Raw genomic sequence first — 20,613 nt, forward strand, 5'->3', positions numbered from 1 at the left:
AACCGACAATTAACAAAGAGTTAACGCCAACCAAAATGAAAATGAGCATCAAACAGTTACGCGCGTTTTTAGCGGTAGCTCACACTCTGAATTTCGCCCAGGCCAGCGAGCGGCTGAATATTTCTCAGCCGGCGCTCAGCCTGGCGATCCGTGGGCTGGAAGACGCGCTGGGCGGGCCGCTGCTGCTGCGCACCACCCGCCGGGTGACGCTGACGCCGGAGGGGGAAACCTTCTTCCCGATGGCGCGCCAGCTGCTGGCGGATTGGGACAACGCGGAAGAGGCGATGCGTCAGCGCTTCACCCTGCAGATGGGCAAGGTGGCGATCGCCGCCATGCCGTCGTTCGCCGGCAACCCGCTGCCGCCGATCCTCAAGGCGTTTCGCGATCGCTATGCCGGCATCAACGTGGCGGTGCACGACGTCATCAACGAGCAGGTGTTTGAAATGATCCGCGAAGGGCGGGTAGAGATGGGCATCGCCTTCGAGCCGGAGCCGAGCGACACCCTGCACTTTACCCCGCTGTGCCGCGATCGCTTTCTGGCGGTGGTGCCGAAGGATTCGTCGCTGGCGCGCAAGGCGCAGGTGAGCTGGAAGGAGCTGCTGACGCTGGATTTCATCACCCTGCAGCGGCCATCGGCGGTGCGGCTGCTGCTGGAGCAGGAGCTGGCCCGCAGCGGGCGAACGCTGGAGGTGGCGTTTGAAAGCCACCAGTTGGTGACGGTCGGGCGCATGGTGGCCAACGGCCTCGGCGCCAGCGCGGTGCCGGCGCTGTGCGAGAAACAGATGGATGAGCTGGGGGCGGTCTGCGTGCCGCTGATCGGCCCGATCATCGAACGGCGCGTGGGCCTGATCCGCCTGGCACAGCACCAACTCTCTTCCGCTGCGCAGGCGCTGGCGACGGTGATCGAACGGGAAATGGCGGGGAGTGGCGGGCAGCCTGCGCTTAAACCGTAAACCCGACGTGCTTGCCGCCCGGCAGCTCAACGTCCAGGCGCAGCGTGCCGCCCATCGCTTCCACGTAGCCACCAACTACAGCGGCATTATTGGGCCAGACATCAAAAAACGTTATGAATGGGTATTGCGAGCTTTCCTGCACAATCCAAAGAACCGGAACACCTTGCTATGACAAGACCTTATCTCTCTTTACTGTGCGTACTGCTACTGAACGGCTGTCAATCCACTCAGCCCTGGTACCATCCGTTGGATGTCTCGCTCAAAGACAATCAACCTTGCTTTGCCGTGCCTATCAACAGCGTTCGCAGCGGCGACAAACTGCAAAACCGGGGAGTGATCGTCTCACGACAGGAACAACAGCAATGGCATATCGTCTGGACCTCACCAGAAATCACTCCGTTGCCTGACCTGAAACCAGGGCAATGCGTCACCTATCCGCAAGTAAACTGGGCAGCGGGAGAATACTCAGTCTTGCTCGGCATCTCGATGAATAACGACACGGAAAGGCGTAAATACATGAAAGAATTCAACTTAAGAATTAATCCCAAGGGAGAAATACAGCTACAGTAAGGAGACTGGGATTATTTATTCCCCCTCCACCGCCTGCACCGCCACCTTCTGCGTGGCGCGCTGATATAAGCACAGCTCCCTGCCCGGCTGGTTTTTCATAAACGGCTGCGGGTAGCGCCCACCGATAAACAGCGCCGAATAGCCGACGTCATCGCCGTAGTGAATAATCTCCCCTTCCACCCTGGCGTTTTTTAGCCCGCTGGCTTTCAGGCAGGCGGCGCGCATCGCCCGTTCGCTCTCGGCCCACGCCTGTGGGGAAGACGCGGTGGCGTGGAACGCGGCCAGCGCGGCGATAAGCAGCCCTATTCTCTTCATCGTTACCTCTCCTTCTACGGCCCATCTCGCCAGTATAGACCGTACCGACCCGGCCAACCCGCCGCGCTCTTTACGGCATTTTTATTCCGCGCCCCGTTAACGTTACGGCGTTTTTACAGACAGTTTTTGCCGCCGCAGATACCCTTTTCACATCGCCGCTATGGCCTCACAAGAGAGTTGTCTCATGCGTTTATCCCTGCCTCTGGCCGTGACCGGTCTTCGTTCTGGAGCGCGCCATGCATGCTAATATCATCGGCTTCAATCCTCTGCTGGCGGAGCTGCCCGCATCGCCGACGCGCACCTTCCGCAAAGAGCTGGAACACTACCTGCAGCGCTATCCGGATACCGAACAGTTGGATATTTATCTGCACGATCTGAACGGCCAGCTGCGCGGCAAGCGCCTGCCGATCGCCGAAGCCTTTGGCCTGGAAAAAGGCTGCTACTTCCCGCTGTCGATCTACGCCCTGGATCTGCACGGCCGGGTGATTGAAGAAAGCGGGCTGGGGCAACGGGCGGGCGAGCCGGATCGGCTGTGCCTGCCGGTGCCCGGCACGCTGCGCCCCTGCGCGCGCGATCCCGAACGCCACGCCCAGCTGCTGCTGACGATGCAAAACGCCGACGGCGGCGCCTGCGAGCTGGAGCCGCGCGTGGTGCTGCAACGGGTGCTGAAGCGCCTGCACGAGCGCAACTGCTTCCCGGTGGTGGCGGCCGAACTGGAGTTCTACCTGCAGGATCCGCAGCGCCCCGCCGAGGCGGAAGCCTGCCCGACGCAGAGCTTCGCGGTGGATGCGCCCGAGCGCCACCATGCGCTGCTGAGCGACATCGAACGGCACGCGCGGCTGCAAAGCCTGCCGCTGACCGGCGTGGTGGCCGAAGCCGCTTCCGGCCAGTACGAGCTGAACCTGCATCACAGCCGGCGCGTGCTGGAAGCCTGCGACCAGATCATGGCGCTGAAACGCCTGACGCGGCAGATTGCCGAGCAGCATCACCAGCACGCCTGCTTTATGGCCAAGCCCTGCGCCCACGCCGCCGGCAGCGGGCTACATTTCCATATCAGCTTGCAGGACGAGCACGGCGAGAACCTGCTGACCGGCGCGCCGGGCGAACTGAGCGATAACATGCAGCAGGCGATGGCGGGCATGCTGGCGCTGATGCCGGCATCGATGGCGATCCTGGCGCCCAACATCAACGCGTTTCGCCGCTTCCGCCCCGGCATGCACGTGCCGCTGCGCGCCTCCTGGGGCCACAACAACCGCACGGTGGCGCTGCGCCTGCCCTGCGCCGACAGCGCCAACCAGCGTATCGAATACCGCCTGGCCGGCGCCGACGCCAACCCTTATCTGGCGCTGGCGGTGATGCTCGGCGGCCTGTTGCACGGGCTGGAACACCCGCTGCCGCTGCCGCCCGCCGCCAACGGCTGCGAGAGCGATAACGCCGCGCCCTTGCCGCTCGGCCAGCAGGAGGCGCTGGCACTGTTCCGCCACAGCGATCCGCTGCGTGAGCTGCTCGGCCCGGCGTTCTGTACCCTGTGGCACACCTGTAAAAGCGCCGAGCTGCGCCGCTTCGAGGAACAGGTCACCGCCGCCGAACTCGGCTGGATGCTGTAACCGACCTCCGATTCGTTAACCTAAGGATAATCATGAACATGCAACCGCAACGGGCGTCCGTGCAGCCGCTGCTCTGCTGGCGCAAAGGCGTTTTTCATATCAGCACCGATCGGCAGTTGTTGGATATCGACGCGATCCAGCGTTTCCTCAGCCTGCAGGATCGGGCGGCGGCGGAGCGCCTGGTACACCACGGCCTGTGCTTCGGGCTATACCGCAAGCGCCACCTGCTCGGTTTCGCCCGCATGGTGACCGACTACGCCACCTTCGCCTCGGTGAGCGAACTGTTCGTCAGCGCCGAGTACCGCGGCGTCGGGCTGGGAAGCTGGCTGACGCGCTGCTGCCTGGCGCACCCGGCTTTGCGCGGCCTGCGCGTCACGCTGCCCGCTCTGCAAGCGCCCTGGCGCGCCGATGGTTCGGCGCACGCCCTGCGTGCCCTTCACTGATAAGGAGCCCCTCATGTCTCGTTTGGTGCTGATTTCCAACAAGCAGTGCGACGGCAAGGATCTGGCCTGCGCCGGCCAGACGCTGGCGGCCGACGCCGAACCGGGGCTGTGGCTCGGCTGGAACGGCGACGTGCAGAATTTCGCGCAGCGCCCGATCAGTTGCCGCCAACGTGCCGGTTATGATCAGGTGACCTTCCCGTTGTCGATCGAAGAGTTCCGCCGCCACTATCAGGGCTACTACCACGACGGCCTGTGGCCGGTGTTCCACAACCAGCCGGAGAAAGCGCACTTCACGCCGGAAAACTACCGCGCCTACCGGCAGCTGAACCGCCGGTTTGCCGATATCGCCTGCGAGCACCTGTGTCCGGGCGACATCGTCTGCATCGACGACTACCAGCTGCTGCCCTGCGCGCAGGCGCTGAAGGAACAGGGGCTGCTGAACGCCTGCGCGTTCTTCTTCCACCTGCCGTTTCCGTCGGCGGCGCTGCTGCGGCGCATCCCGGAACATCGCCAGTTGATCGCGTCGCTGCTGTTCTACGATTTGATCGGTTTTACCACCACCGACGATCGCAACGCCTTTCTCAGCTGCCTGGCGGGCGAATTCCCGCTGGAGATGCTGCCCGACGATCAGATCCAGGCCAACGGGCATCTGTTCGCCACCGGCATTTTCCCCGCCGGCATCAACGGCAGGCAGGTTTATTAATTTACGGCGGTGCGCCCCCTTCGGGCGCGCCGTTTTATTTCGCCGTGATTTATTTTCACCGTATTTACCGCCATCAAAATAGGTTATTTTATTTTCTGAATATAGCGATTAAAAAATGAATATTCATCCTGTTACATATCAACCGTAAAAACCCTACGCCGCCAATTGCTTTTTATTAGCAAAACACATTACCCTCTCCGGGCCATATTTAAACCGAGGAGGGCCCTATGGGCGATGAAAGTTTTAGTTTTATGCTAATGCTATTGGGCACCTTTCAGTAATGCCATCCACGTTGCATTCTGAAAGACACAGAATGCGGCATCCGCTCCCCTTCTGACGGTTTTCCCGCTCTGCCTGCCCGCCCATCGCCCCGCAGCGAAAACAACGTCTGTCTCAACCGCTACAGCGGTATTTATCTGGTGTCGCCGGGCATATTCCCCGAGCGGCGACGGATTTCTTATGGGAAAAATAAGGTATTGCGTTATGCAAAATAACCGGGGTACATCTTTTTTCAAGAAGTCTTATTTAAATGACTTTATCGTTATCGCCATCGGTGTTTTTTTCATTGCCTTTTTTATTCGCGCGTGGGGCGACATGCACGGCGACTTCAATGAACAAAACGTCTCTGCCATTAATCTCGATGCCTGGAACCTGCTTTATTATTCGCTCAGAACCAGCATGCGCTTTCTCCTCGGTATGGCCTGGTCGCTGCTGTTTTCTGTGGTATTCGCCGTGCTGGCCGCGCGCTATGCGCCGCTGCGCCGGGTGATCCTGCCCTTTGTCAACTTTATGGAGTCGGTGCCGCTGGTGGGGTTCCTGACCTTCACGACCGTGTATTTTCTCAACCTCTACCCGCACAGCGTGATGGGGCTGGAGTGCACCGCCATCTTCGCGGTGTTTACCGGCCAGGCCTGGAACATGATGCTAACGCTGTATCAGACGCTGCGCATCGTGCCCAAGGAGCTGGACGAAGCCGCCCGCAGCTTCAATTACAACCCGTGGCAACGCTTCTGGCGGCTGGAGTTCATCTATTCGGTGCCGGGCCTGCTGTGGAACGCCATGGTGTCGCAATCCGCCGCCTGGTTCGCCCTGGTGGCCTCCGAGGCCATTCCGGTCGGCGATCGCTCGGTCGAACTGCCCGGCGTCGGCTCCTATATCGCCGAAGCGCTGGCGCAGCAGAACGTGCCGGCGATCCTGTATGCGATCGTCGCGCTGGCCGCCAACATCGTACTGCTCGATCAGCTGGTTTTCCGCCCGCTGGTGCGCTACACCGCGCGCTTCAAATACGAAGACGTCACCGCCAATCGCCCGCTCGGCAATCCGTGGTTTTACAACAGCCTGGCCTTCTCGCACGTCGGCGCGGCACTCGGCCGCACGCTGCGCGCGCTGGCTGACCTGTGGCTGTTCAAGCTGCCGCGGCTGTGGTACGCCCTCGGCCTGCACCGCCTGTTCAGGCTCGCCGCCAAGGGGAACTGGCTGTGGCGCAGCCTGTGGTATCTCGGCGTGGTGCTGGCCTGCGTCTGGTTCGGTTACCGGCTGTGGGAATACTTCCCCAAACAGTACTTCGCCATGCTGCCGGAATGGATGCTGCTCACCACCGCGCGCGTGGCCGCGGCCATGCTGCTCAGCGTGGCGATCTTCACGCCGCTGGGGGTGTGGATCGGCATGAATCCGCGGCTGGTGAAGATCTTCCAGCCGATCATCCAGATCCTGGCGGCCATTCCGCCCAACATTTTCTACCCGCTGATCGCCGCCTTCATCGCCATTTATCATCAGGATCTCGGCTGGTGGGCCATCCCGATGATCATGCTGGGCACCCAGTGGTACGTGTTGTTCAACGTGATCGCCGGCGTTTCCGCCATTCCGACGCAAATCACCGAGGTCAGCGAAACCTTCGGCCTGCGCCGCTTCCGCTGGTGGCGCTACTACATGCTGCCGGCGATCTTCCCCTACATCGTGACGGGCATCATCTCCGCCGCCGGTGGCGCCTGGAACAGCGCCATCGCCGCCGAGGTGATCCAGTGGGGCAGCACCACCCTCAGCGCCACCGGGCTGGGCGCGTTCATTTCCGTGGTCACCGACGCCGGCAAGAACCCGGAGTCCGCGCTGGGCTGCGCCGCCATGTGCGCGCTGGTAGCGCTGTGCATCATCTTCGTCTGGCAACCGCTGTATCGCATCGCGGAAACCAAATTCAAATATGACTGATCAAGGGGGAACCACATGGTGACTCAAGAGGTAATTATCAGCGCCCGCCGGCTGAACAAGACGTTTATCGGCGAAAACAAGCGCCCCAAACCCGTGCTTCGCGACGTATCGCTGACCGTACACGCCGGCGAGTTCGTCACCATTCTGGGGCAATCCGGCTCGGGCAAGTCCACGCTGCTGCGCATGCTGGCCGGGCTGATCCCACCGGACAGCGGCACGCTCACCCTGGCGGGCAAACCGGTCGACGGCCCGAGCGCCAACGTCGGCATGGTGTTTCAGTCCTACGCGCTCTATCCCTGGCTGACGGTGTACGACAACATCGCCTTCGGGCTGCTGGCGCAAAAGCTGCCGCCGCAGACGATCGCCGAGCGGCTGGGGGCGCTGCTGCGCCTGGTGGGCCTGACCGGCTATGAGCACGCCTGGCCGCGCGAGCTTTCGGGCGGCATGCGTCAACGGGTGGGCTTCGCCCGGGCGTTGGCGGTAGAGCCCGACCTCTTGCTGCTGGACGAACCCTTCTCCGCCCTCGATATCTTTACCGCGCAAAAACTGCGGGGCGACCTGCTGGCGCTGTGGGGAGACAGCCGGCTGCGCACGCGCGCCATGGTGATGGTGACGCACGACGTCGAAGAGGCGGTGCTGATGTCCGATCGGGTGCTGATCCTGGACGCGGCCAGCAAACGGATCGACGACGAATTCAGCGTCAATATCCCGCGTGCGGCGCGCAACCGGGACAGCCTGCGGCACCTCACCGATCGGATCCGCAGCTGCCTGTACAAAAAAATCGCGCAAGCGCAATCGGCCGGTTAACGGCCCTGTTTTCATCCACTTGGGGAACTGAAATGAACCATAAAAGCGTGCTGATGACGCTGATCATCCTGCTGCCGGCCGCCGCCACCGGCGCGGAAATCGTCAATAAAGACGGCAATAAACTGGATCTGTACGGCCAGCTGAACGGCGTGCATTACTTCAGCAGCGACGCCGACAATAACGGCGACCGCTCCTATACCCGCTTCGGTTTCAAAGGCGAGACGCAGATCGGCGACGCGCTGACAGGGTATGGCCAATGGGAATATCAGGCAGGGCTCGATCAGCCGGAAAGCGCCGGGCCGGGCAATAGCTATACCCGGCTGGGCTTCGCCGGGCTGACGTTCGGCCGCTGGGGCAGCCTGGACTACGGCCGCAACTACGGCCTGCTGTATGACGTGGCCGGCTGGACGGACGTGCTGCCCGAATTCGGCAACGACAGCTACGAAGCGGCCGACAACTTCATGACCGGCCGCGCCAACGGCCTGCTGACCTACCACAACCGCAGCCTGGGCGGGCTGTTGGACGGTCTGGATCTCGGCCTGCAATATCAGGGGAAGAATCGGGGGGACGACGCTCTGCGGGCGAAGGATATTCAGACGCAAAACGGCGATGGCTACGCCTTTTCCGCCACCTACGACACCGGCGCGGGGCTCAACGTTGGCGCCGCCTACGCCAACTCTGCGCGCACCCTGGCGCAGCAGCGCTTCGGCCTGGCTGACGGCGATCGCGCCCGGGCCTGGACGCTGGGGCTGAAATACGATCTGGACAACCTCTACCTGGCGGCCAGCTATGCGCGCACCGAAAACATGACCTATGTCGACGGCGATCGCTACGCCGGCTTCGCCCCCCGCGCGGACGCCGTCGAGGCGGTCGCGCAGTATCACTTCGATTCCGGCGTCACGCCCTCGGTGGCCTACCTGCAAACGCGCGGCCGTAACCTGCCCGGCATCGGTGACGCCGATCTGGTCAAATACCTGGATCTGGCGCTGAATTACAGCTTCAACGCCAATATGTCGACCTACGTGGAGTACAAGCTCAACCTGCTGCAACGGCAGAACGCCGTCGGCGCCGGCGCCGACGACATTGTCGAAACCGGCATCATGTATCAGTTCTGACCCGATACCGGCCGCAGCGCGCGCTGCGGCCGGTTCATTATTTGTCTTGCGCCCGCCCTGTTATTCTCTCGTTTAATTCAGGTTTATATTTCCATAAAATAGCGCCTATATTCACTCTCATGTTTTTCGTTGATGCCCCGTTTAATAAATAAAGAAAAACTTTCCCGCATTCATATTAAATTACATTTTGCCGCGATAATTCCGCCTAACCACATTGAATCACAGGCAATATCACGCGTATTATGGCCACACGAAAAATAACGGGGAAATGATATGGACGGCGACAGTTGGTTGTTTATTTTATTGTTGGAATCGCTGAGGTCACAGGAGCAATAGTCATCCCATTGCATCCTGAAAGTGTCAGGATATGCGTCAGTTACCACATCCCTTCGCTTTACCCCTTCAGCGCATGGCCTCCGCGCACGCCGCTCCGGCGCGCCTGACAGGCTAATCCTTCCAGCATACGCTTATTAACAGTCCGATAACGCTCAGGATTATTTGCGCTCGCATTTATTTTACCCCTGCGCGGCGATAACTATCGGTCATTTTTCCATGCTCATATTTTTAATTGAGTGGAGAAACATCATGATGGTAAAAAAAACCACGTTGCTGACGGTTAATAACGTCAGCAAAAGCGTTCAGCCTACCGGTAAAGAAAAACGCCTGGTGCTGAATGAAATCAACCTGCGCCTCTACGATAACGAGGTCGTCAGCATTTTGGGGCAGTCCGGCTCGGGCAAATCCACCCTGCTGCGCATACTTTCCGGCCTGATCGCGCCGGATCTGGGCACCGTGATGCTGGGGGATAAAAAAGTCTCGGGGCCGAATCCGCAGATCAACATGGTGTTCCAGACCTTCGCCATTTTCCCGTGGCTGAACGTCTATCAAAATATCGCCTTCGGGCTGCAGGCGCAGGATCTGCCGCCGCAGGTGGTCGAAACCCAGACGCTGAAAATGCTCGATCTGGTCGGTCTCGCGCCCTACCGCGACGCCTACCCGCGCGAGCTTTCCGGCGGCATGCGCCAGCAGGTCGGCTTTGCGCGCGCGCTGGCGGTAGAACCGATGCTGCTGTTGCTGGATGAGCCGTTTTCCGCGCTGGACGTCTATACCGGCGAACACCTGCGCAGCGATCTGCTGCGCATCTGGAGCTCGCGCCAGATCAAAACCCGCTCCATCGTGCTGGTGACCCACAGCGTAGAGGAAGCGGTGATGATGTCTGATCGCATCCTCCTGCTGGGCGCCGGCACCCTCGACGGCTGCTATCACATCGCGCAGCGCCGCGAGACGCGCACCCGCGAGGGGATGCAGCCGCTGACGGACAAAATCAGCGAGACGCTCAGCCGGCAGATCGCCGCCGCGCACTGAGCGCCGCCCTGGCCTGGCGGGACGGATCCCGCCAACTTAACTACCTGTTTATCAAGAGTCACCCCGCCACGGGTGGCTCATGATAAGCGGATAATACATCGAGTTATTATCATGCATTTCATTCATACACTGCTGACGCTGCTGACCGCGTCCGTCCTGGGCGCCGCCATCGGCTACGAAAGACAATTCCGCCAGCGCACCGCCGGGCTGCGCACCAATACGCTGGTGGCCACCAGCGCGGCGATCTTCGTCCACCTGGCCATGGCCATCGACGGCAGCGGCGGCGCGGTGCGGGTCATCTCCTACGTGGTCTCCGGCGTCGGCTTTCTCGGCGCCGGGGCCATCATGAAAGAAGGGATGAACATCCGCGGCCTGAACACCGCCGCCACGCTCTGGGGCTCCGCGGCGGTTGGCGCCTGCGCCGGCTGCGGCCTGTACGGCGATGCGCTGGCCGCCACGCTGTTCGTGCTCGCCGCCAACACCCTGCTGCGCCCGCTGGTCAATATGGTCAACAAACAGCCCTTCAATGACGTTAACGGCGAATCCACCTACCAGATTTGCGTCATTGCCTTCGAGCATGAACAGCGTGAAGCGCTGGCCAAATTCAAACAGGTGCTGCAAGGAGAAAACTGCTTTATCTCGCATCTGGATATCGAACCCTTTGGCGACGACGACGTGGAGATCACCGCCACGCTGATGCCGGCCTCCGTCACCACGCCGGTGCTCGACCAGACCATCAATAAACTGCTGAACGACAGCATGATGAAACAGGCCTATTACAGCCGCATCGCCGGCTCCGGCTAATGCCGTTCACTTCCAGGGAGATCAACCATGAAAACCATGCCAAAACTGGCTCATCTGACGATGTTCAAAGACATCGTTCACTGCGGAAGTTTGCACGATGCCGCGAAAAAGCTGGCCGTCTCGCAACCGACGCTCAGCCGGGTGCTCAAAGAGCTGGAAATGACCATCGGCGCGCGGCTGCTGGAGCGCAGCAACCGCGGCGTGCGCCTGACGGCGGTCGGCGAGCTGTTTTACCGGCGGATAGACGCCGCCACCAATCAGTTGCTCAGCGCGTTTGACGAGCTGCGCGGCATGAGCGCCGGCGGCGAGAAGCGCCTGCGGGTGGGGATGAGCGTCGATCCGCTGCTGTGCTACCTGCCCCAGGTGCTCGAAGGCTTCAACCGCCGCTACCCGCATACCCGGGTGACGGTGGTGGAAGACGGCCCGGAAGGCCTGCTCGCCCGGCTGAGAAACTGCGAGCTGGATTTGGCGGTCAGCAGCCTGAACGGCGCGGCGGGCGGCGCCGATCTGGCCATGCAGGCGCTGAAGAGCGAGCGCTTCTCGCTCTATCAAGGGGGCGACCTGACCGGCGCCGGGCAGCCGCCGGCCGAAGCCAAATGGGTGGTGCCGCGCTCCTGCTCGGTGGGGCACTCCGCCATCCGCGAGATCGCCGAGCGTTACACGCCGCACGGCCAGATCGTCGAGACCGACTCCTTTCTGGCGACCTGGTGCCTGGTCAGGCAGCAGGGCTATATCGCGCTGCTGAGCGATCGGGTGGTCGCGCACTACGCCCCGCAGCTGCACCTGCAGAAAATCCCGACGCACGAGATCGACATCAGCGCGCGCTTTTACGTCTTTACCCGCCATGAGCCGGCCACGCCGCCGCTCAGCGCCGCCTTTATCCACCTGCTACAAACTCTGCAAACGGGTTGAACGCTCAGGCCGCTGCCCGCTGGCGTTCCAGTTCGCGCACCAGCGGGATCACTTCGCGTCCGAAGTACTCCACCTCTTCCTGGAAGTGCAGAAATGCCAGCAACAGCAGATCCACCCCGGCGTCTTTCAACGCGATGATGCGCTCGGCGATCTGCTGCGGCGTGCCGATCAGGTTGGTTTTAAACCCGTCGTTATACTGCACCAAATCTTCGAAGGTGGACTTGGCCCAGTTGCCCTCGCCCTCGGGCGAGGCCGCCCCGGCGTTTTTCACCTCGTGCCCGAAGCCCTGCACCGCCTCCGGGTTGGCGTGATCGATGATCTCCTGCAGCACCGCCTGCGCCGCCTGTTCGCTCTCGCGGGCGATGACGAAACCGTTCACCCCCACCTTCACCCGATGGTGATTGGCCTGCGCCTTGCTCTGGATGTCCTCCACCTGCCGGCGAATGCCCTCCACGCTGTTGCCATTGGTGAAATACCAGTCCGAGACCCGCGCCGCCATGTCGCGCGCCGCGCGTGAGCTGCCGCCCTGGAAAATTTCCGGCAACGGCGCCAGCGGCTTCGGCTTCAGCGAGTAGTCGCGGAAACGGTAGAAATCGCCGGCGAAGGTGAAGCTGGGCTCAGTCCAGATGCCGCGCAGGCAGCGGATAAACTCTTCCGAACGCAGGTAGCGCTCCTCATGATCCAGCCACGGCTCGCCGATGGCCTTGAACTCGCCGCGGAACCAGCCGCTGACAATGTTCACCGCAATGCGCGCGTTGGAAAGATGGCTGATGGTGGCGATCTGTTTGGCCGCCAGCGTGGGGTTCCACGGCCCCGGCAGCAGCGCGGCGATCACTTTCAGTTTCTCGGTGGCGTCCAACAGGGCCTGTGAGAACGACACCGATTCGTGCTGGTTTTCCGCGCCGTAACCGGCGGTGAAGCGGATCTGGGTAAGCGCGTAGTCGAAACCGGCGCGCTCGGCGATCTGCGCCAGCTTGCGGTTATAACCGATGTCCCAACCGGTGCGCTGCGGGATATTGCTGATCACCAGGCCGCCGGAAACGTTCGGCACCCAGTAGGCGAACTGAATCGGCTGCTGCGAGTGGTTTGCTGCTGACATGCTTCTCTCCCTCTGACCGTCGGCGCCGTTATGCGGCGCGCATATAACCATTATTGACTTACAAATATTGAAAACATTGTTTTGGTTATAAAACCGATAGCAGGATGTGTGCCAACCGCCGCATTAAGGCATCTGGCTGAAAAACCGGGAGTTTAAAGCCAGCGAGTTCGGGCGGGTGCTGCATTGGCAACAGCGGCTGACGGGCGGCTGTTGGTTATGCAACAAACCGCTTACCCCGCCAATCCAACCGTTCACCCGGCGGATCTGACCGCTGACCGAAATACGCCTGTCTTCCCCCCTTACCCCCGGCGATGATGAGCTGTTCCTAAACCCGCCTTACCTCGGGAAAGACGCTACGGCTCACCGCGCCACTCTGACATCTCTTACAAGCGGATGAGTTCATTCATATTTTGCAGACTGGAATTAAGGATACCTCATGAAACGAGAGGGGATTTTAAAGCACATTCCGTGGATGCTGCTGGGGATACTCGGCGCAGCCTGCCTCGGCGTGGTGGCGCTGCGCCGCGGCGAACACATCAGCGCGCTGTGGATCGTCGTCGCTTCGGTGGCGGTGTATCTGGTGGCCTACCGCTACTACAGCCTGTACATCGCCACCAAGGTGATGAAGCTGGACGCCGGCCGCGCCACCCCGGCGGTGGTCAACAACGACGGCCTGAACTACGTGCCGACCAACAAGAACGTGCTGTTCGGCCACCACTTCGCCGCCATCGCCGGCGCCGGTCCGCTGGTGGGGCCGGTGCTGGCCGCGCAGGTCGGCTACCTGCCCGGCACGCTGTGGCTGCTGGGCGGCGTGGTGCTGGCGGGGGCGGTGCAGGACTTTATGGTGCTGTTCATCTCCTCGCGCCGCAACGGCGCCTCGCTCGGTGAGATCATCAAAAAAGAGATGGGGCCGATACCGGGCACCATCGCGCTGTTCGGCTGCTTCCTGATCATGATCATCATCCTGGCGGTGCTGGCGCTGATCGTGGTGAAAGCGCTGGCGGAAAGCCCGTGGGGGGTGTTCACCGTCTGCTCCACCGTGCCGATCGCGCTGTTTATGGGCATCTACATGCGCTACCTGCGCCCCGGCCGCGTGGGTGAAGTGTCAATCATCGGCATCGTGCTGCTGGTGGCCGCCATCTGGTTCGGCGGCGTGGTGGCGCACGACCCGTACTGGGGCCCGGCGCTGACCTTTAAAGACACTACCATCACCTTCACGCTGATCGGCTACGCGTTCGTCTCCGCCCTGCTGCCGGTGTGGCTGATCCTGGCACCGCGCGACTACCTGGCGACCTTCCTGAAAATCGGCGTAATCGTCGGGCTGGCGATCGGCATCGTGATCCTCAACCCTGAACTGAAAATGCCGGCGGTCACCCAGTTCGTCGACGGCACCGGCCCGGTGTGGAAAGGTACCCTGTTCCCGTTCCTGTTCATCACCATCGCCTGCGGCGCGGTCTCCGGCTTCCATGCGCTGATCGCCTCCGGCACCACGCCGAAGCTGCTGGCCAATGAGACCGACGCGCGCTTTATCGGCTACGGCGCGATGCTGATGGAGTCCTTCGTCGCCATCATGGCGCTGGTGGCGGCTTCTATCATCGAGCCGGGCCTGTACTTCGCCATGAACACCCCGCCGGCGGCGCTGGGCATCACCATGCCGGATCTGCACCGCTTAGGCACCGAAGACGCGCCGATGATCATGGCTTCGCTGAAGGACGTGACCGTGCATGCGGCGGCGGCGGTCAGCTCCTGGGGCTTCGTCATCAGCCCGGAACAGATCCTGCAAACCGCCACCGACATCGGCGAACCTTCGGTGCTGAACCGCGCCGGCGGCGCGCCAACGCTGGCGGTGGGCATCGCCCACGTGTTCCACCAGATCATTCCGGGCGCCAACATGGGCTTCTGGTACCACTTCGGCATACTGTTCGAGGCGCTGTTCATCCTGACCGCGCTGGACGCCGGCACCCGCTCCGGCCGCTTTATGCTGCAGGATCTGCTGGGCAACTTCGTGCCGTTCCTGAAGAAAACCGACTCGCTGGTAGCCGGCATCGTCGGCACCGCCGGCTGCGTCGGGCTGTGGGGCTACCTGCTGTATCAGGGCGTGGTGGATCCGCTCGGCGGCGTGAAGAGCCTGTGGCCGCTGTTCGGCATCTCCAACCAGATGCTGGCCGCCGTGGCACTGGTGCTGGGCACCGTGGTGCTGATTAAGATGAAGCGCACCCAATACATCTGGGTGACCGTGCTGCCGGCGGTGTGGCTGCTGATCTGCACCACCTACGCGCTGGGCCTGAAGCTGTTCAGCGACAACCCGCAGCTGGAAGGCTTCTTCTTCTTGGCCGGCGAGTACAAACGCAAAATCGCCGAGGGCGGCGCCGAGCTGAGCGCCCAGCAGATCGCCAACATGAACCACATCGTGGTGAACAACTACACCAACGCCGGGCTGAGCATTCTGTTCCTGCTGGTGGTGTACAGCATCATCTTCTACGGGGTGAAAACCGCGATGGCGGCGCACAAGAACCCGAAACGCACCGACCAGGAAACGCCTTACGTGCCGGTGCCGCAGGCCGCGCCCGCCGACGGCGTAACTGAGGGGGAAGTCAAAGTTTCGACCCAGCATTGATGTGATTTAACGGATACCCTGCATAATAAACGTTAAGTAGTACCCAAAGCCGCACGGCCTACGTATCGCAAGATGCCAGGCGTGCGGCGCGATGCAATCGAGATACCCGGGGCGACCCGGAGGTGGGGCATCCCTGCGGGAACCCCATCCCCCGGCTTCCCCTAATATCAGGCTTAAGCAAGCGCTGTAGTGATGCAGGGTAAAGTTGGAGAAGGCTTATGTTCGGAAATCTCGGCCAGGCGGGGAAATATCTCGGGCAGGCGGCGCGCATGTTGGTGGGCGTGCCTGACTACGATACCTACGTCCAGCACATGAAAGACAACCACCCGGACAAGCCGGTGATGACCTATAAAGAATTTTTCCGCGAGCGCCAGCAAGCGCGCTACGGCGGCGGCGGCAAAGGCGGCATGCGCTGCTGTTAACCCGCAGTCACAAGGACCCGTATGAAACCCATTGCAGTCACCATCCTGACCGGCTTTTTGGGCGCCGGCAAAACCACCCTGCTGCGCCACATCCTGAACGCCGAACACGGCTATAAAATCGCGGTCATCGAGAACGAGTTCGGCGAAGTGCCGATCGACGACGCGCTGATCGGCGATCGCGCCAGCCGCATCACCACGTTGAGCAACGGCTGCATCTGCTGCAGCAAGTCCAACGAACTGGCGGACGCGCTGCTGGATCTGCTGGACGGCGTCGACAGCGGCCAGTTGGCGTTCGACCGGCTGATCATCGAATGCACCGGCATGGCCGATCCCGGCCCGATTACCCAGACCTTTTTCTCGCACGAGATCCTGTGCGAGCGCTTCCTGCTGGACGGCATCATCACCCTGGTGGACGCGGCGCACGCCGAGCAGCAGCTGAGCCAGTTCAGCATCGCCCAGGCGCAGGTGGGCTACGCCGACCGCCTCCTGCTGACCAAAACCGACGTGGCGCCGGACTGCGAAGCGCTGATCCAGCGGCTGCAGCGGATGAACGCCCGAGCGCCGGTCTACAAGGTGACGCACGGCGATATCGATCTGAGCGTGCTGTTCGACATCGAAGGCTTTACGCTGAACGACAAGCTCAACCTGACGCCGCCCGCCCCGCTGTTCCGCCGCATCCCGCAACCGCAGAGCGACATCCGCTCAATTGTTGTGACACTGGAGCGCCCGCTGCCGCTGATGCAAATCTCCGACGTGATGGAAGGCCTGCTGCTGGAATACGCCGACAACCTGCTGCGCTATAAAGGCATTCTGTCTATCGAAGACGAACCGCGCCGCCTGCTGTTCCAGGGCGTGCAGCGGCTGTACAACGCCGACTGGGATCGGGAATGGCTGCCGGAGGAAGAGCGCAAGAGCACGCTGGTGTTTATCGGCGTGGATCTGCCGGAGGAGGAGATTCGAGGAAGGATTGGGGGGTTGGGGTAAGCGAGGTTAGGATATGGGAGCCTGTGGGTGGGCTCCTTTATGGGCATATGGTGCTAATGGGATGGAGGGAGGGACACTAGACGCAGCTCTGTTGCTGCTTGCTGTAGGGCAAATTCAGCGACGAACTCACGTGCAGAGGGAAACTCACCTGCCTGTTGTTTCTTCTGGGAGACCAGCTTCACGGAGAAATGGTACTGCTGCCCCGGCGTAAATACGTAGCCTTCATCAGGGACGCACTGATTGGGGGCAACATCCCGCAGCGGATCGAAGAATTTGAATGTGCGGTTCTGCGCCTCATCCAATCGGTATATCGAAATACCCGCGAGCTTTTCGTCTCCCTGCGGCTGAACGGTGATGCATACTTTGCCCTCACGCAGGCTGGCGGTTGCGGGGTAGTCTACGGGGATACGATCACCTATCGACGGACAACCGGCGAGCAGGAAGGGGAATGAGAGGGGGAAGATCCGTTTCATTTTGTCTCTGCGTTATCTACTGCCCTGCGTGATATTTTCAATTTCGTAAATACCATTGAGCTTTGTCACTTTGAAGTGAGCAATAAAGGCCCTGCCGGAAATATCCTGCAGGTTTCTGCGCTTCTCAATCGGCACAAAATTTAGCCTCATGCTGTAGGTATGATTTTCCTGAAACGGGTAATCTTCTTGGCTAACACAAATGCCATTCTTCAGATCCTGATTCGCCACCTCAATCAATTTCTCATCCGTATCACCAGTGAGATAGAGCGTATCTTGCCTTTCGTTTTCCTTTGGTGACGGATAGATGCAGATGTCGCCATTCGCTTTAGCATGGGCGGTGATAGGGATATCCGGCGCATAGCGCTGATCGAGACGATCGCCTATACAAGCGCTTAGCAAGGACACGCCAACAACGGCACAGAACACTCTCGCCTTCATAACCAATCCTCTTACTTGTAAGGAAAACCGACTAATACTTTCTCATATTTTTCTTTTACTTTTCTCACATCGGCATAGTCATTGCCGCTGTAAGTCACTTCCTTGCCGAAGCGGTTTCTCCAAACAGCATAACCTGAAGAGGTCAACAAATGATAATCAGCAACAATCTGAGCCTGTTGCTCCATAGCGTAGTTCTTTAGAGGCTTGGACCCATCCAGTTCATAACTGTAATTTGCCAACCAACTGTAGAGGCCCCGAGTCTTAACCCACATACCACGCTGGTATTGCCAAACGTGAACCATCTCATGGATGAAAAGATGTCTATGACTATAACCTTCCTTTGAGAAATCGGGCACGTACCAGTCTCTAAAATACAGCTCACCATTGGGTGACATCGCAGTGTTTCGATTTTGCAAGCCAAAAGGGAAATAGCTATCGTGATGAACCCAGACTTTCCCATAAATAATTGAACCACCAAATACCGACTTAGCAAGGCCGATCTCCCCGGAGGTTAATAGCCTTAAAGCGCCCTCTTTCTTTTCCATCGTTGTGCATCCCTGTCATTATTTTAAGAAACTCACTGCCGCGAGCATTAACAAAGAGGTTAATAATAGCACTCAAGGCATGCAGGATAAATATTCAACCATTCTTTTGCATTCATTCACTCCAACGTGTTCCTTGATAACTAAATTCACACAATTAATAATTCACTTATAAAATGAATCATCCTAATTGATTGGTCCGAATTACAAATTAATAACTGCGATCTGCATTCCAGTCTCATGAGTAAACGATCTGTAATTCCATACAGGTTATTTTCTCCTTTTACTGATAACGTTATAGTTTTTCCGCTGCGGCAAAATCCGCAGCCGGAGTTAGCGTTCCGAATCTGACATACTACCGCTGTATTATGTAATAATGCAGCAGCTTTAGTTCACTCCAAATAATGGTGGCTCAGGCGGGGGCTTCGTAAGAAGCGCCGGTTCGTATGTCCCGGTGACGCTAACCCCGTCTGGGCTACCACCCGAGTTTAGCGTCTCTGGTGATAGTCATTAATCAATGACATACGGAGATGCACCCATGACAAAGGTTCCCACTACAGAATCCGTTGCAAGCACCCTCACCCTCTACCGCCAACTGTTTAACCACCTCGATCTCAGCGCTTACAATCCCTCAGAACTCTTAGACCTGGCCGCACTCTCTGCCGAGCAGGCTGAAGGGCTGTGCCACGGCCTGATGTTGTTCGGCCACTTGCTGCAAAAGCACCCACAGCTGGACACTGAAGGCTGGGAACAGCTGAATCACTATCTCAACGCCACGGCGCATCTGGTTCCTGCGTTGTGTAATCTTTATGGGCGGGCACTGCGGGAGATGGAAGCCTGCGGCTAACATAAATAGCAATCAGGGCGATGCCTGCACTCGTCGCCCTTCCCACCCACGATTTCCAATAGATCTGAATGACATGTCACAACAAAAACATTCATCAAGGTAGGCATTTCCTCCCCTACCTGGCATAGTTAACGCATTCGGTAAATCGATGAGTTAACTGCTGGGTATTGATGCATACTGCTCTCGTCAGCAAGCACATTGCTCAGAGTCTACTCGGCAATGTGAGGGAGTGGTTTTGGCAACTGCAATAGAGGCGTTATCTGCAAAAGAATCTGTTTTAAAAGCCATCGAAGAATATAAAAAACTTGGCCGAGATGAATTCTTAAAACAACATGAAATAAAACGATTTAAAAAATACACCCTTCATTATAATGGCGAGAAGTACGATATCCGCGGCATTGCCGCTAGAGCATACAGTGAGCAGCATGGCTATCCGTTTAAAGGAATCAACGCCGATAGCGGAACAGAAAAAGCCATCCAATTTCTCAAAGATCTCGGTTTTGAGATCGTCGAAACGCCGCATCCTTTTGATTACTTAACCGAAGGCAAACTGTACACACGCAAAGCACTGATCGAGCTTTACGGCGGGCAGCTGCAAGGCGGCATCTGGACCCCGCGGGAATTCCCGGTGATCTTTATCTTCACCGGTGAAAGTGGCGAAACCTACGGCTATAAAGATGGATGGACAGCCGAAGGCAGCTTCTCTTATACAGGAGAAGGCCAAAAAGGCCCTATGGAATTTATTCGAGGCAATAAATCCATCCGTGACCATAAGAAAGACGGCAAAGATATCTTCCTATTCGAAGACAACAAGAAAGAAAAAGGCGTCCGCTATCTTGGCATGTTTGAGTGCGACTCTTGGGATCACATTCAGTGTTTAGACTTCGAAAATAACATGCGCCAAGGCATTACCTTTAACCTGTTCAAAGTCTCGTCACTGCACGCGGTTGAAGAAGATGCAGACGCCGATGAAGCTGATACGCAGACAGAGACGCTCGAGCAGTTACGCAAGAAGGCACTGCAGTCCTCCCAGCAATCTGGCCAGCGCCAACAGAGCGACAGCAAAAAATCCTGGTTCAAACGCAGCGAAGACGTAAAAAAGTACGTGCTGCGGCGCGCCAATGGCATCTGCGAAGCCTGCGATCAGCCGGCACCGTTCAAGAAAAGGAACGGCGATCCCTACCTCGAACCTCATCACACTAAACGCCTAGCCGACGAAGGCCCCGATCACCCGCAGTGGGTGGGCGCCATCTGCCCAACTTGCCATCGACGGATTCATAGCGGAGTGGATGGGAAAGAGGTGAATAAGCAGCTGATGGTGAAGTTGGAATTGAAAGAGGCTACATATAAGTAGCGAGTATTATTACAGTGCCTCTAGGACCGAAACACTCT

Annotated in this window: 21 protein-coding genes and 1 pseudogene; 16 read left to right on the forward strand and 6 right to left on the reverse strand. The window is 59.2% G+C overall.

Annotation, left to right across the window (positions count from 1 at the left end):
• Positions 1-35 precede the first annotated feature (35 nt).
• The gene (locus tag BVU99_RS10325) at positions 36-953 is read left to right on the forward strand and encodes a LysR family transcriptional regulator (protein WP_099816616.1); all 918 of its coding nucleotides are present in this window, start codon (positions 36-38) and stop codon (positions 951-953) included.
• Here BVU99_RS10325 and BVU99_RS10330 read toward each other — a convergent pair.
• Positions 943-1,020: pseudogene (locus BVU99_RS10330) on the reverse strand (transcriptional regulator); the annotation flags it as partial. The gene BVU99_RS10325 and the pseudogene BVU99_RS10330 overlap by 11 nt on opposite strands.
• Positions 1,021-1,121: 101 nt before the next feature.
• Between BVU99_RS10330 and BVU99_RS10335 the strand changes: the two are divergent.
• Positions 1,122-1,523 carry a putative T6SS immunity periplasmic lipoprotein gene (locus BVU99_RS10335; protein ID WP_099816617.1) on the forward strand — a complete coding sequence of 134 codons (402 nt, stop codon included), beginning with the start codon at positions 1,122-1,124 and terminating at the stop codon, positions 1,521-1,523.
• Between the two features lie 15 nt (positions 1,524-1,538).
• Here the strand turns inward: BVU99_RS10335 and BVU99_RS10340 are convergent, their stop codons facing one another.
• Positions 1,539-1,838 carry a hypothetical protein gene (locus BVU99_RS10340; protein ID WP_099816618.1) on the reverse strand — a complete coding sequence of 100 codons (300 nt, stop codon included), beginning with the start codon at positions 1,836-1,838 and terminating at the stop codon, positions 1,539-1,541.
• A gap of 236 nt (positions 1,839-2,074) precedes the next feature.
• On the opposite strand from BVU99_RS10340, the gene BVU99_RS10345 reads away from it, so the two are divergent.
• The 9 genes from BVU99_RS10345 (at position 2,075) to BVU99_RS10385 (ending at position 11,799) form a co-directional block, all read left to right on the forward strand.
• A complete protein-coding gene (locus BVU99_RS10345) occupies positions 2,075-3,445 on the forward strand; it encodes a glutamine synthetase family protein (RefSeq protein ID WP_099816619.1) in 1,371 nt (456 codons plus the stop codon).
• Between the two features lie 32 nt (positions 3,446-3,477).
• A complete protein-coding gene (locus BVU99_RS10350) occupies positions 3,478-3,888 on the forward strand; it encodes a GNAT family N-acetyltransferase (protein WP_043136244.1) in 411 nt (136 codons plus the stop codon).
• Positions 3,889-3,901: 13 nt separating this feature from the next.
• Positions 3,902-4,591: a trehalose-6-phosphate synthase gene (locus tag BVU99_RS10355; RefSeq protein ID WP_049207774.1), complete on the forward strand. Its 690-nt coding sequence runs from the start codon at positions 3,902-3,904 to the stop codon at positions 4,589-4,591.
• 594 nt (positions 4,592-5,185) lie between these two features.
• Entirely contained in the window at positions 5,186-6,796 is a 1,611-nt protein-coding gene (locus tag BVU99_RS10360) for an ABC transporter permease subunit (RefSeq protein WP_244590499.1), read from the forward strand.
• Positions 6,797-6,811: 15 nt separating this feature from the next.
• Positions 6,812-7,603 carry an ABC transporter ATP-binding protein gene (locus BVU99_RS10365; RefSeq protein ID WP_099817647.1) on the forward strand — a complete coding sequence of 264 codons (792 nt, stop codon included), beginning with the start codon at positions 6,812-6,814 and terminating at the stop codon, positions 7,601-7,603.
• Positions 7,604-7,635: 32 nt separating this feature from the next.
• Complete coding sequence (locus tag BVU99_RS10370; RefSeq protein ID WP_099817648.1) at positions 7,636-8,718, forward strand: porin; 1,083 nt, start codon at positions 7,636-7,638, stop codon at positions 8,716-8,718.
• A gap of 585 nt (positions 8,719-9,303) precedes the next feature.
• On the forward strand, positions 9,304-10,083 hold the full coding sequence (locus BVU99_RS10375) for an ABC transporter ATP-binding protein (RefSeq protein ID WP_099817649.1): 780 nt from the start codon (positions 9,304-9,306) through the stop codon (positions 10,081-10,083).
• 111 nt (positions 10,084-10,194) lie between these two features.
• The gene (locus BVU99_RS10380; protein ID WP_099817650.1) at positions 10,195-10,887 is read left to right on the forward strand and encodes an MgtC/SapB family protein; all 693 of its coding nucleotides are present in this window, start codon (positions 10,195-10,197) and stop codon (positions 10,885-10,887) included.
• A gap of 27 nt (positions 10,888-10,914) precedes the next feature.
• On the forward strand, positions 10,915-11,799 hold the full coding sequence (locus tag BVU99_RS10385; protein WP_099817651.1) for a LysR family transcriptional regulator: 885 nt from the start codon (positions 10,915-10,917) through the stop codon (positions 11,797-11,799).
• 4 nt (positions 11,800-11,803) lie between these two features.
• On the opposite strand, the gene sfnG is transcribed toward BVU99_RS10385, so the two are convergent.
• Entirely contained in the window at positions 11,804-12,898 is a 1,095-nt protein-coding gene (gene sfnG / locus BVU99_RS10390; RefSeq protein ID WP_025305137.1) for a dimethylsulfone monooxygenase SfnG, read from the reverse strand.
• A 436-nt stretch (positions 12,899-13,334) separates the two neighbouring features.
• Between sfnG and BVU99_RS10395 the strand changes: the two genes are divergently transcribed.
• The 3 genes from BVU99_RS10395 (at position 13,335) to yjiA (ending at position 16,921) form a co-directional block, all read left to right on the forward strand.
• Positions 13,335-15,515 (forward strand): carbon starvation CstA family protein, encoded by a 2,181-nt coding sequence (locus BVU99_RS10395; RefSeq protein ID WP_033648584.1) that lies wholly within the window; start codon positions 13,335-13,337, stop codon positions 15,513-15,515.
• 218 nt (positions 15,516-15,733) lie between these two features.
• Positions 15,734-15,937, forward strand: a complete 204-nt coding sequence (locus BVU99_RS10400) for a YbdD/YjiX family protein (RefSeq protein ID WP_099817652.1) — start codon at positions 15,734-15,736, stop codon at positions 15,935-15,937.
• 21 nt (positions 15,938-15,958) lie between these two features.
• Positions 15,959-16,921 carry a GTPase gene (yjiA, locus tag BVU99_RS10405; RefSeq protein WP_099817653.1) on the forward strand — a complete coding sequence of 321 codons (963 nt, stop codon included), beginning with the start codon at positions 15,959-15,961 and terminating at the stop codon, positions 16,919-16,921.
• Positions 16,922-16,974: 53 nt separating this feature from the next.
• Here yjiA and BVU99_RS10410 read toward each other — a convergent pair whose 3' ends face one another.
• The 3 genes from BVU99_RS10410 to BVU99_RS10420 are packed head-to-tail and all read right to left on the reverse strand — an operon-like array spanning position 16,975 to position 18,377.
• On the reverse strand, positions 16,975-17,394 hold the full coding sequence (locus BVU99_RS10410; protein WP_060448214.1) for a putative T6SS immunity periplasmic lipoprotein: 420 nt from the start codon (positions 17,392-17,394) through the stop codon (positions 16,975-16,977).
• A gap of 12 nt (positions 17,395-17,406) precedes the next feature.
• Positions 17,407-17,832, reverse strand: a complete 426-nt coding sequence (locus BVU99_RS10415) for a putative T6SS immunity periplasmic lipoprotein (protein WP_060448215.1) — start codon at positions 17,830-17,832, stop codon at positions 17,407-17,409.
• Positions 17,833-17,843: 11 nt separating this feature from the next.
• Positions 17,844-18,377: a hypothetical protein gene (locus BVU99_RS10420; RefSeq protein WP_060448216.1), complete on the reverse strand. Its 534-nt coding sequence runs from the start codon at positions 18,375-18,377 to the stop codon at positions 17,844-17,846.
• A gap of 535 nt (positions 18,378-18,912) precedes the next feature.
• Here BVU99_RS10420 and BVU99_RS10425 point away from each other — a divergent pair.
• Together BVU99_RS10425 and BVU99_RS10430 are read left to right on the forward strand one after the other, a co-directional pair.
• Complete coding sequence (locus tag BVU99_RS10425) at positions 18,913-19,221, forward strand: hypothetical protein (protein WP_099817654.1); 309 nt, start codon at positions 18,913-18,915, stop codon at positions 19,219-19,221.
• Between the two features lie 235 nt (positions 19,222-19,456).
• Positions 19,457-20,575 (forward strand): HNH endonuclease signature motif containing protein, encoded by a 1,119-nt coding sequence (locus BVU99_RS10430; protein WP_049204541.1) that lies wholly within the window; start codon positions 19,457-19,459, stop codon positions 20,573-20,575.
• Positions 20,576-20,613: the final 38 nt, after the last annotated feature.

Source organism: Serratia sp. OLAL2 (assembly GCF_002752475.1).
GTDB classification, from domain to species: domain Bacteria; phylum Pseudomonadota; class Gammaproteobacteria; order Enterobacterales; family Enterobacteriaceae; genus Serratia; species Serratia bockelmannii.

Bases quoted from the DNA above. Each gene is read 5' to 3' on its own strand.
- BVU99_RS10355 (WP_049207774.1), top strand. From the start codon at position 3,902: ATGTCTCGTTTGGTGCTGATTTCCAACAAGCAGTGCGACGGCAAGGAT.
- BVU99_RS10365 (WP_099817647.1), top strand. From the start codon at position 6,812: ATGGTGACTCAAGAGGTAATTATCAGCGCCCGCCGGCTGAACAAGACG.
- BVU99_RS10395 (WP_033648584.1), top strand. From the start codon at position 13,335: ATGAAACGAGAGGGGATTTTAAAGCACATTCCGTGGATGCTGCTGGGG.
- BVU99_RS10385 (WP_099817651.1), top strand. From the start codon at position 10,915: ATGAAAACCATGCCAAAACTGGCTCATCTGACGATGTTCAAAGACATC.
- BVU99_RS10425 (WP_099817654.1), top strand. From the start codon at position 18,913: ATGACAAAGGTTCCCACTACAGAATCCGTTGCAAGCACCCTCACCCTC.
- BVU99_RS10340 (WP_099816618.1), bottom strand. From the start codon at position 1,838: ATGAAGAGAATAGGGCTGCTTATCGCCGCGCTGGCCGCGTTCCACGCC.
- BVU99_RS10335 (WP_099816617.1), top strand. From the start codon at position 1,122: ATGACAAGACCTTATCTCTCTTTACTGTGCGTACTGCTACTGAACGGC.
- yjiA (WP_099817653.1), top strand. From the start codon at position 15,959: ATGAAACCCATTGCAGTCACCATCCTGACCGGCTTTTTGGGCGCCGGC.
- BVU99_RS10325 (WP_099816616.1), top strand. From the start codon at position 36: ATGAAAATGAGCATCAAACAGTTACGCGCGTTTTTAGCGGTAGCTCAC.
- BVU99_RS10415 (WP_060448215.1), bottom strand. From the start codon at position 17,832: ATGAAGGCGAGAGTGTTCTGTGCCGTTGTTGGCGTGTCCTTGCTAAGC.
- BVU99_RS10400 (WP_099817652.1), top strand. From the start codon at position 15,734: ATGTTCGGAAATCTCGGCCAGGCGGGGAAATATCTCGGGCAGGCGGCG.
- BVU99_RS10360 (WP_244590499.1), top strand. From the start codon at position 5,186: ATGCACGGCGACTTCAATGAACAAAACGTCTCTGCCATTAATCTCGAT.
- BVU99_RS10375 (WP_099817649.1), top strand. From the start codon at position 9,304: ATGATGGTAAAAAAAACCACGTTGCTGACGGTTAATAACGTCAGCAAA.
- BVU99_RS10350 (WP_043136244.1), top strand. From the start codon at position 3,478: ATGAACATGCAACCGCAACGGGCGTCCGTGCAGCCGCTGCTCTGCTGG.
- BVU99_RS10370 (WP_099817648.1), top strand. From the start codon at position 7,636: ATGAACCATAAAAGCGTGCTGATGACGCTGATCATCCTGCTGCCGGCC.
- BVU99_RS10420 (WP_060448216.1), bottom strand. From the start codon at position 18,377: ATGGAAAAGAAAGAGGGCGCTTTAAGGCTATTAACCTCCGGGGAGATC.
- BVU99_RS10410 (WP_060448214.1), bottom strand. From the start codon at position 17,394: ATGAAACGGATCTTCCCCCTCTCATTCCCCTTCCTGCTCGCCGGTTGT.
- sfnG (WP_025305137.1), bottom strand. From the start codon at position 12,898: ATGTCAGCAGCAAACCACTCGCAGCAGCCGATTCAGTTCGCCTACTGG.
- BVU99_RS10380 (WP_099817650.1), top strand. From the start codon at position 10,195: ATGCATTTCATTCATACACTGCTGACGCTGCTGACCGCGTCCGTCCTG.
- BVU99_RS10345 (WP_099816619.1), top strand. From the start codon at position 2,075: ATGCATGCTAATATCATCGGCTTCAATCCTCTGCTGGCGGAGCTGCCC.